Origin of the sequence: Paenibacillus tyrphae, from assembly GCF_024158745.1 — a bacterium.
Lineage (GTDB): Bacteria > Bacillota > Bacilli > Paenibacillales > NBRC-103111 > Paenibacillus_G > Paenibacillus_G tyrfis_A.
Genome location: NZ_JAMZAW010000006.1, coordinates 309,171 through 318,493 on the forward strand (window position 1 = coordinate 309,171; position 9,323 = coordinate 318,493).

At 57.8% G+C, this 9,323-nt stretch carries 13 protein-coding genes; 12 read left to right on the forward strand and 1 reads right to left on the reverse strand.

Annotated features, from left to right (window positions below; genetic code table 11):
* Window positions 1-8 precede the first annotated feature (8 nt).
* The 12 genes from NI000_RS11790 (at window position 9) to NI000_RS11845 (ending at window position 8,740) form a co-directional block, all read left to right on the forward strand.
* Window positions 9-923, forward strand: a complete 915-nt coding sequence (locus NI000_RS11790; RefSeq protein ID WP_253410695.1) for an SAF domain-containing protein — start codon at window positions 9-11, stop codon at window positions 921-923.
* Window positions 920-2,167, forward strand: coding sequence for an AAA family ATPase (locus NI000_RS11795; RefSeq protein ID WP_253410697.1), 1,248 nt, complete (start codon window positions 920-922; stop codon window positions 2,165-2,167). Before NI000_RS11790 ends, NI000_RS11795 begins: the two co-directional genes overlap by 4 nt.
* 11 nt (window positions 2,168-2,178) lie before the next feature.
* Window positions 2,179-3,627: an ATPase, T2SS/T4P/T4SS family gene (locus tag NI000_RS11800; protein WP_253410699.1), complete on the forward strand. Its 1,449-nt coding sequence runs from the start codon at window positions 2,179-2,181 to the stop codon at window positions 3,625-3,627.
* Window positions 3,624-4,610, forward strand: a complete 987-nt coding sequence (locus tag NI000_RS11805; protein ID WP_253410701.1) for a type II secretion system F family protein — start codon at window positions 3,624-3,626, stop codon at window positions 4,608-4,610. The genes NI000_RS11800 and NI000_RS11805 overlap by 4 nt, the downstream gene beginning before the upstream one ends.
* 76 nt (window positions 4,611-4,686) lie before the next feature.
* Window positions 4,687-5,613, forward strand: a complete 927-nt coding sequence (locus NI000_RS11810) for a hypothetical protein (protein ID WP_253410703.1) — start codon at window positions 4,687-4,689, stop codon at window positions 5,611-5,613.
* 24 nt (window positions 5,614-5,637) lie between these two features.
* Window positions 5,638-5,778 (forward strand): hypothetical protein, encoded by a 141-nt coding sequence (locus NI000_RS11815; RefSeq protein ID WP_253410705.1) that lies wholly within the window; start codon window positions 5,638-5,640, stop codon window positions 5,776-5,778.
* Window positions 5,779-5,808: 30 nt separating this feature from the next.
* Window positions 5,809-5,985 carry a hypothetical protein gene (locus NI000_RS11820; protein WP_167670325.1) on the forward strand — a complete coding sequence of 59 codons (177 nt, stop codon included), beginning with the start codon at window positions 5,809-5,811 and terminating at the stop codon, window positions 5,983-5,985.
* Window positions 5,986-6,014: 29 nt separating this feature from the next.
* Window positions 6,015-6,191: a hypothetical protein gene (locus NI000_RS11825; RefSeq protein WP_010502154.1), complete on the forward strand. Its 177-nt coding sequence runs from the start codon at window positions 6,015-6,017 to the stop codon at window positions 6,189-6,191.
* 3 nt (window positions 6,192-6,194) lie between these two features.
* Window positions 6,195-6,356, forward strand: coding sequence for a hypothetical protein (locus NI000_RS11830; protein WP_010502157.1), 162 nt, complete (start codon window positions 6,195-6,197; stop codon window positions 6,354-6,356).
* Between the two features lie 13 nt (window positions 6,357-6,369).
* The gene (locus NI000_RS11835) at window positions 6,370-6,837 is read left to right on the forward strand and encodes a hypothetical protein (RefSeq protein ID WP_253410707.1); all 468 of its coding nucleotides are present in this window, start codon (window positions 6,370-6,372) and stop codon (window positions 6,835-6,837) included.
* A gap of 36 nt (window positions 6,838-6,873) precedes the next feature.
* Window positions 6,874-7,455 (forward strand): hypothetical protein, encoded by a 582-nt coding sequence (locus NI000_RS11840; protein ID WP_253410708.1) that lies wholly within the window; start codon window positions 6,874-6,876, stop codon window positions 7,453-7,455.
* A gap of 103 nt (window positions 7,456-7,558) precedes the next feature.
* A complete protein-coding gene (locus NI000_RS11845; RefSeq protein ID WP_253410710.1) occupies window positions 7,559-8,740 on the forward strand; it encodes a M24 family metallopeptidase in 1,182 nt (393 codons plus the stop codon).
* Here the strand turns inward: NI000_RS11845 and NI000_RS11850 are convergent.
* Window positions 8,727-9,242 carry a YfiT family bacillithiol transferase gene (locus tag NI000_RS11850; RefSeq protein ID WP_253410712.1) on the reverse strand — a complete coding sequence of 172 codons (516 nt, stop codon included), beginning with the start codon at window positions 9,240-9,242 and terminating at the stop codon, window positions 8,727-8,729. The two genes, NI000_RS11845 and NI000_RS11850, sit on opposite strands and share 14 nt — an antisense overlap.
* Window positions 9,243-9,323: the final 81 nt, after the last annotated feature.

Here is a 9,323-nt window from a genome sequence, read left to right on the forward strand (position 1 = left end):
GTAGCGGTTTGCAGAAAGCATGGATCGTCATCACGCTGGGCTGCGTGCTGATGGCGGGATCGATATACGGATATTGGCAGTTCATGAAGCATACCGAAATTCAAGTCCGCACCATGACGACGGTCAAACCGGTAAGGATGCTGCAAAGCGGGGAAGTCGTCGAAGCTTCCATGCTCCGCAAGGCGGTCATTCCGCTGGCGGCTCACAGCTCCGAAGCCGTAACGGACCTTGACGCGCTGATCGGCAAGACGGTGCTTGTGCCGATCGCGGACAGCGAGGAGCTGGTTTCGTGGAAATTGACCGACCGCAGTACGGTACCCCGTGCCGGGGAGCGTTATTTCAGCTTCAAGACGGATGCGGCCGTCAATGTCAACAATATGGTTCGGCGGGGCGACCGCGTCGACGTGTGGGTCGAATTCGAGACACCCAAGTTCGTCACGACCGGCTCCGGTGCGCTATGGAGCGTCGGCGCGGTCAAAATTATCGAGCAGCTTCCGGTCACGGCGGTCAAGACGGCCGAAGGGCTGGAGGTGACGGACGGAGCGACGATTGAAACGGTCGTTCAGCCAAACCAGATCCAATTGCAGAATGCCCGTTCCAAGCCGAACGGGAAGCCCGAGCTGAACACTTACATGATGAACGACGAGGTGTACGAGGCTTATGTGCTCGGCAGCATCGGCGGAAAGATTAAGCTGGCGCTGCCCGACCTGTCCGCGCCCACCGTGGCCTCGGGAACGGTTACGGGATTGTTTCAGGAGCTTAAGGAAGCGGATTTGTTCAGTAAAACCAAGCCCCAGGTTCAAGTGAAAGGCGAGCTGAATCGAAGCCAGGTCAGCGGCAAGGAAAAAGAGCCCGCCGCCGCGCAGGGGAACGGCAGCGCTTCGCCAGGGCTCAAAGCAACGGAGGTGAAACCGGCATCATGAATCTATTGTTCGCACACCCGCAGGCAGGTGCCGCTGACCTTCTGGGGTCGCAATTAAGCCGTTCCGGCCCGGACTCGGACGGCATCGTGACGGTACAGCACCGTGACCGGTTGTTCGCGCGGCTGGAAGAACCGTTCGACGTCGTTGCCGTCCATACCGGCCTGTTCTACGATTCGTATCCTTGGGATTGGATGCCGGAGATCCGGCGCAAGCAGCCTCAGGCCCGCGTCATCGTAGCCCCGGATGAGGCCGTCTACGATTCGTTCATGCTGGAGGCGCTGACTCGGCTGGCGGAGACGTTAGGCTTCGCCGTTCTGCCGCTGGGCGGAACGGAGCAGGAGACGTTCGAGGCGCTCGCCGCTTCCGTCGAAGGACGCAGCGTCCGCATGTCGGCCGGCGATAAACGAAGCGGCATCGTGGTTGCCGTCTGGTCTGCGACCAGCAAGGACGGGGCGACGACGGTCGCCGTCAATACGGCGCTTGCGCTGGCTTCGGCGAACCGTCTGCGCATCGGGCTGATCGACGCGAATCTGCGCAATCCGGAAATTCGCTCGCAGCTGAATTTGACGGAGACGGACCGCAGCCAATTCAAGCTGCGGCCGAAGCTGCAGACGCATACGCTCCAGCCGGAAGATCTGCTCGATTCATGCATGACATATCGGAAGATGAGCGGCCTGCACATTTTGACCGGCTCGCCCCGCCGCGATACTGCGCTCGATATGACGCCGGAAATGATGGCGCATTTGCTGCAAACGGCCAGATCCGTATTCGACGTGACGCTGGTCGATCTGAACGCCTACCCGGATAACGCCGCGACGGTGTGTACCGTCCGCGGAGCCGACATCCGCTGGCTCGTTGCCCAAAACAATTATGCTTCTTACCGCACGAGTTGGCGCGAATGGTTTGACTGCTATTGGAAATATTGCGGCCTGAATCCGTCCGACATCTCGCTGATCCTCAACCGCGCATCGGCGGACGATAAGCCCGAACGGATCGCGGAAGCGCTGCACATGTCTTTGGGCGCTTCGATTCCGAATGCGCCCGGCGGTCTCGGCATGAAAGCCGTGCATGAAGGCGTGCCCCTTTACTTGATGCCGAAGGCGGAGCCGTTCACGGAAGCGATCGACGGGCTAGCGGCATTGCTGACAAAACGTGCGGAAGGAGACGTGCAGGGATTGGAGCTTGTCCCGGGCCGGCGGCGTAAGCCGGGGTGGATTTCCAGATTGAGCGCCTTGTTCGGATAGGAGGGAAGGACTTGTCATTACCGACAGCCCATCGAGCGGGCGGGCGGATGCGCCCAAGAGCCCGATTCGATGCCGGGCAATATTTGAAGGATCTGATGCAGGCGGACCAGGCGCGCGAGCGCATGCCTGCCCCGTGGTCGAGCCCGAACGCGGCCGGGCCTAAAAAAGGAGTGCGGCGGATGCCCTTGGCCGATGCGGTGAAGCTGGTATACGAGCATTTAACCGAGCGCTCCAAGAAGGACCAGGCGTTGTACGAAGATATTTTGCAAGCCGGACTTGGCGAGCCGCTGGCGCAGGTACGGATGAAAGCGGTCATCGATACGCTGCTGACCGAATATCGCATCGATATCGAGCCGGACACGTTGACCCCGCCGCTGACCCCGACGGAATGCGTATTTGCCGACACGTGCGGCGCGGGTTTGATCGAGGATTTGTACAGGCTGCCAGACGTGGAGGAAGTTCAGGTCATCGGCTGCGACATTTATCTACTCCGCGGCGGAGAGATGACGCGTCACGCCCGCCGGTTCGCTTCGCTTGCCGACGTTTTGCTGCTGCAGGACCGTTTGGCGCTGTGCGGCAAAAAGCCGATCAACGAGCGGCAGCCGTTCATCCAGTCCTATTTGTGGAACCGTTCGCGACTTGTGATGACCCGGCCGCCTTATTCCGATATCCCGAGCATTCATATCCGCAATTTCATAGTCAAAGACGTGACCCTTGAGCTGCTGGCCGATTTACATACGTTGAACGAGCCGATGGCGCGTCTCCTGCGCCTGCTGGTCCGCTACCATGCCAGCTTTTTGATCGGCGGGGGCACGGCGACCGGCAAGACGACGTTTTTGTTCGCGCTGGCGCAGGAAATTCCGGAGAACGAACGGATTCGGACGCTGGAGAAAGAATTCGAGGTTGCGCTCCGCGAGCGGCTGCGGGGGAACCGGAACATATTGGCCGTCCGGGAAGTGGATGAGATCGGACTAAGCATGGAGGAATCGTTCAAGCCATTGCTTGTGATGAGCCCGCATTGGGTGATCGTCGGCGAAGCGAAAGGCTCCGAGGTGTCCCAGATGGTGCAGGGCGCGCTGCGCGGTCACGACATGATGGGCACGATGCATACGAAGTATCGGGATTCGTTCATCAGCGACGTTGTGGATATGATCAAGCAGGACGGTCGGCAGCATGATCAAACCGATACTGTCCGGCGTGTAGCCCGGGCATTTAACCTTATTGTGTTTTTGCGGCTGGTGCGCATCGGCGGAAAGCCGGTTCGGGTAGCGACGGAAATTACGGAGCTTTCCGTGGATGAGCGGCAAACGGTACATATCCGTCCGCTCGTCGAATGGGATTTTCAGCAGCAGACGTGGAGGTTTACCGGTGAGCGGTTCAGCCGTTCGCTGATGGACCATCTCGTGGCAAACGGAGCCAATCCCGACGAGTTTCGGGAATTGGGGGTATGGGGAGCATGAACATGTCGGCACAGCTAATCCAAGGCAGTCTAAAGGGCTTGCTCTTTGGCTGCTGGATCGTCGGGTCGCTGCTGCTGGTGTTGTGGTTGCTGCGGATGACGGGAGCCGGAGCGGCCCGGCGCCGCCGCTTTAGATCGCTCGGGGGAGATCGCGGCCGCCGAACCTTTGGAGGCTCGCTTACCGGGCTCAGGCCCATCCGGCATCTGAGAGAGGAAATGGAAGTTGCCGAGCTTAAGATCGGGGCTGAGGTGATCGGCGCGTTCATGCTGCTGTTGGCGTTTGTCGGATTTTTCGGCTCGGATGCGGCTGTTCAGGTGATGCAGCAGCGTTTTGCCGTCGGCGCGGACCGGCTGCAGAGTTTTCACGTATGGACGCTCAGCGGCGCCATCGCCTTTTTGCTCGGCTCGTTTCCTTATTTTTATGTGCGTTTTCGTGTTCAGCGCAAGCGTCATCGGATTGCGAACCGCATGATCATGCTCGTGCAGAACTTGATTGGCCATTACCGCCCCCGGCTGACGCTGGCCGAAGTGATCGTCAAAGCGTCGAAGACGATGCCGGACGAGGTCCAGAGCGAATGGAGACGCTTGGAGCTCGCGCTTCATATGAAATCGGTCGATGAAGCGCTGTACGAGTTTGCGCGCCGAATTCAAAGCGAGTGGGCCGACGATCTTGCGGACTTGCTGCTGATCGGCTCGCATTACGGGACCGACGTCACTGAATCGCTGCATCACTTGGTCGGCAAGATGCAGGCTGCCAAGCGGCACGAAGAGAACCGGCTCGCTATGATTACCGTTTACCGGCTCGGTACGACCTTTATGATCGGCTTCGCTTTCTTCGTTGTCGGCTTCAATATTTATGCGGACGGGGCGAACTACCGCCACTATTTCGTCGATCCGGCCGGCAAGTCGCTGCTGATCGTTTCCAGCGCCGTCATGTTTATTTCGATGATCATGGTTATCAAGTCGGGCCGTAAAGCGTTTTAAGCGAGCGATGGATTAGTCGGTCGGCAAAACTTTTGTAGCGACGCAAATTTCTTCTTCCCGGAAAGGAGGATGCCCGATGACGGGACTGGTTTCAAACGGTTGGATGCTGGCCTTTCAAGCGCTGTTTGCCCTGTTGTTCATAGCGGGCAGCGCGCTGCTGTGGTTTCCGCTTCTCGGACGCATCCGCTTCGGAAGGGCAAGCCGTTTGGCGATGATGCTGGAATCGCTGAAGCGGCGGGAGCATCGGATACTTGCCATGGACCGGCAGGAGGAAGCGCTGAGTCCCAAGGCGCGCGCGTTTGCCGAGAAAGCCCGGCTGGCCGGTCTGCCTGCGGATTGGGGCTATCAGCGCTTTCGTCTGCTTCGCGCAGGGCTCGCTGTCATGATGCTGCTGGTCGGCTTTATGGCTCAAGCGGCGGCAAGCCCCGATTTGCTTGCGAATCCGGGGCTCGGCCCGTGGTTTGGCTTGGGACTCAAGCTGCTGCTTTGCACCGCTTTGGGCTGGTGGACCCCGCTGTTGTTCGTCCATGTGGCGGCGGCGCAGAAGCGGACCGGGTATTTGCTCGAAATCGCCAAGCTGTCTCAGCGGCTGTCGATTTGTGTCAGCGAGAAGGCGGACATACGGGAAATGCTGATTCGTGCCGGTAGGCCGCTCAAGCTGTTGAAGCCGCATTTGCAGGAGTTGACGGTCATGTGGGGCAAAGACCAGCGTGCTGCCATTTGGCGCTTTAAGGAAGCGGTCGGCATCTCCGAGGTGTTCCCGCTCGTTAACGCTTTGGATGCGGTTTGCCAGGCCGATACGAACGAAATGGCCAAAGTGCTAAAGGAGCAGACCGCCAGCATCGAGGCGACGCTGACCGCGGATATTCAACGGAAACTGGAGAACGCGCCGATCTGGATCAGCTTTTATATTATGATTCCGTTCGCCGTTATCGTTCTGCTGTTTTTGTACCCATGGATTGTCACCATATCCGAGCAGCTGATGACAAGCTTCGAAGGCTAGGCGCCAGGGAAAGGCGGGACGCATATGTCCAAAATCGTAATTGCCATGCTGATGGCGGTGCTGCTGGGCGGCGCTACGCTATATGTGCTCGGCGCACAGATCGTTCCGGCGACCGGAACGGCGGGAACGAAGACGAACACGCAAATCAACAATGCGTTTCAATGAGACGATAACGATCGCAAAGGGGAGAGAGCCATGGGAAAGTTAGTCATTGCCTGCCTGTTGACCGTCCTGCTGGGCGGTGCGGCAATGTTCGTCGCAGGAACGAAGGTCGGTCCGGCTGTAGGGGATAAGGGTGGCAAGCTCAATACAAGCATCTCGGGAGCGCAGGTGGATGTGCGCAGCGGCTCCGTCAGCACGACCGCACCATAATCTAAACGACAGAAAAGGATGAGAGCCTTGTGGGAAAACTGGTTATTGCCTGCTTATTGACGGTATTGCTCGGCGGAGCGGCTATGTTTGTAGCCGGGTCGAAGGTTGGTCCTGCGGTAGGTGGCAAGGGAACGAAACTTTACGAAAGCGTGACCCAGGCAACGGTCAATCAAACAAGCGGCGAAGCTACCTTGAAGCAGCCTTGAACCATGAGCAAACTAATTACGTTATGTTTGGCGGTCGTGCTCATTTTCGGCATTTCGATTTATATTTTTCAACCGGCTGGCGGCGCCGGTCTGAAGCAGCAGGTTCGCAACGGTCATACGACGGTTACGAATCAGGTGCGCAGCTTCGATTATGTCACAAATTGACGGTGATGTTGTAGTGAAAACCAAAATCGCTGCTTTTCTGCAGGACGAGCAGGGAATGGCCAACGTCCTCGTAACGCTCTTCTTAATGCCTGTGCTGCTTTTTCTTTCGCTGGCGATCGTCCCGTTTTTTGTCTATACGATGAAGGCGGATCATCTGAACACGATTGCCAATCATGCGCTCAAGGAAATGGAAGCGGTCGGCTATTTAAGCCCGACGGTGGAGTCCAATATGAATGCCAGATTAGCCTCGCTAGGTATGGGGGATGTGACGGTGAACGGCATGGCCTATCCGTCTTATATGGGGAGCACTAGGAGCAAAGTGCTTCGCGATGTCGCTGACCCGACGGTAAAGCTCGTCCTCAAGTATCCGGCGCCGAATTTGAGCCGCATGCTGAACGCCATCGGGGGCGGAGGGAACGCATCGGCGCAGGAAGGGTTTTATTATTTTGTGCTTTACGGAAAGAGCGAAGCTTACGAGTAGCTCGAAGCGATATGCCGGAAAAGGAGGGGGATATGTGTGCGGCGAGCATGGCAGTGTCGGTTAAGGGTGGAAGCGTACGGCTTGATGAAGGACGAAATGGGGAGCGCACACTTGCTGCTGTTCGGCTTGCTCGGCATGATGACAGCCGCTTTTATTTGGGTCGTTGCGTTCAATTGGATGATGCAAACGTACGGCATGAACAAAACCAAACCGCTGCTTGACCGTGCCACGCATGCCGCCTCGTTGGATATCGTACCGGAGGAGGCGGCGCTCGGCCGGCTTGTGTGGGACAGCACGAAGGGGACGGATGATTTTTACCGGTATCTTCGGCTGAACCTGAAGCTGCGCAGCGATCTGACCCCGGAAGAGGGAAGCCACCTTCGCGAAGCTCCCGTCGTGCATCATTTGGAATTTGTCACCAACCCTGCGTATCCATTTGTGCTTCAGCGAACGGTTACCGTTCACACCGGCACAGCCAAGCAAACGACGCGCAGCGTTCAGGTGACGATTTACGGGCCGTCCGTCGTTGCCATCGTCGAACTGAACCAGCCTTTGCTTGGTCTTTCCCGCGGCGAGCCGGCTGTGCTTAGCAGCGTTGCCAGCGTCCGATTCCGTTAACTCTCGCAGACTGAAGCCTTTTTCATTCAAGGCTCTCTTTGCATTTTCCAGTTGTGGCAGGTAATGTAGAGATACAGGATTTCTGCCATAGGAGGGACTGAACTTGAAAGAATACGCACAACGCATCGGGCGCTTGCAGCAGAAGCTGCAGGCCCATCAGCTTGACGGCATGATGATTACGCAAAATGTGGACTTGTATTATTTGACCGGCTCTATGCAGACCGGTTATTTGCTCGTTCCTGCGGAAGGTGAGCCGCGCTTTTACGTCCGCCGCAGTGTCGTGCGCGCACAGGAGGAATCTGCAGTTGCAGTAGAGCCGCTCGGCTCGTTCCGCGCCTTCGGCGCCCAACTGGCACAGACATTTCCGCAGCTTGCCTCCGGCTCCGCCGTGACGCTTGCCGCCGAATTCGACGTGCTTCCCGTACAGCAATGGCAGCGGCTGCAAAGCGTGCTCCCGCATGTTGCGTGGAAGGACGGGTCCATGCTGATTCGAGAGACGCGTATGATCAAATCGCCACGCGAGATCGCTTGTATCCGCGAAGCTGCACGAATCATCGACGGTGCTCTTGAGGATGCGCTTGCGAAGCTTAAGCCGGGCACGACCGAATTGGAGCTGATGAGCGCCATCGAGCACTATATCCGTTTGCACGGACATATCGGGGTAATGCGTTTGCGCGGATATAACCAAGAAGTGCTTACGGGGGTGATCGGCGCAGGCGAAGCTGCTGCCAAGCCGACCTATTTTGACGGCCCTGGGGGTGGACAAGGACTCGGTCCGGCCGTTCCGCAGAGCGTGAGCCGTCGGCCGATCGAGCGGAACGAGCCGATCTTGATCGATATCGGATGCTGCATCGACGGATACGTGATCGATCAGACCCGGACGGCCGTGATCGGCGATTTGCCGGACGACCTGCGGCAGGCATATGACGTATCCGAGGCGATCATCCGCAGCGTCGAATCGATGCTGAAGCCAGGTACGCTGTGCGAGCAGCTCTACCTGCATTCGCTTGTCATGGCCCAGGAAGCAGGGCTTGGCGAGCATTATATGGGCTTCGGCGACGATCAGGTCAAATTTCTAGGACACGGTATCGGTCTGGAGGTCGACGAGCTGCCTGTGCTGGCCAAAGGCTTCCGCTATCCGCTGGAGCCGGGGATGGTAATTGCGATCGAACCGAAGTTCACCTTCCCCGGGCGAGGGGTTGTCGGGATTGAGAACAGCTACGCGGTGACGGACAACGGCTTTGAGAAGCTGACCGTATCGCGGGAAGGGCTCATCCGGTTATAAGGCGTATGTGCGCCAAATGGTGCCTGCCGTGCCAAGCATACAGCCCAATATTTTGATCAAGCCGGATGATTCCGCTGTCCGGATGGCGAAACTCTCTTGCAAGCTCCTCATCCGACAGTCCGTGCAGCAGCAATACCCATCGTTCGTGCAGGGCGTCCAGAAGCGCAAGCGATAACGCGACCGGGGCTTGCCGGGTATCCGGCAGCTCCGCCCAGCGTTCCTCCCGATACGGCTTAATCACCGGCACTTCCTCCGTCAATGCCAGCTTAAAGCGAATGAAGCTGTTCATGTGGCTGTCCGCCATATGGTGAACGACTTGCCTCATCGTCCATCCTCCCGGCCGGTACGGCGTATCAAGCTGTGTCTCACTGGCTCCTTGAACAGCCGTTCTCACCTGCTGCGGCAGCCGGGCAATATCATCGATCCAGGCCGCAATCGTCTCCGCATCCGGCTTTGCCGGAGCTTCGTACTGCCCGATCGGAAACCTCAAATGATCTGTCATGAAAACCCCACACCTTTCCGCTTATTTGCTCTTCATTTTCAAACGTAATAAATAGGCAGCTTGTTTTTTTATTACTTTAGC

Bases quoted from the DNA above. Each gene is read 5' to 3' on its own strand.
- NI000_RS11795 (WP_253410697.1), top strand. From the start codon at position 920: ATGAATCTATTGTTCGCACACCCGCAGGCAGGTGCCGCTGACCTTCTG.
- NI000_RS11805 (WP_253410701.1), top strand. From the start codon at position 3,624: ATGAACATGTCGGCACAGCTAATCCAAGGCAGTCTAAAGGGCTTGCTC.
- NI000_RS11810 (WP_253410703.1), top strand. From the start codon at position 4,687: ATGACGGGACTGGTTTCAAACGGTTGGATGCTGGCCTTTCAAGCGCTG.
- NI000_RS11815 (WP_253410705.1), top strand. From the start codon at position 5,638: ATGTCCAAAATCGTAATTGCCATGCTGATGGCGGTGCTGCTGGGCGGC.
- NI000_RS11820 (WP_167670325.1), top strand. From the start codon at position 5,809: ATGGGAAAGTTAGTCATTGCCTGCCTGTTGACCGTCCTGCTGGGCGGT.
- NI000_RS11830 (WP_010502157.1), top strand. From the start codon at position 6,195: ATGAGCAAACTAATTACGTTATGTTTGGCGGTCGTGCTCATTTTCGGC.
- NI000_RS11850 (WP_253410712.1), bottom strand. From the start codon at position 9,242: ATGACAGATCATTTGAGGTTTCCGATCGGGCAGTACGAAGCTCCGGCA.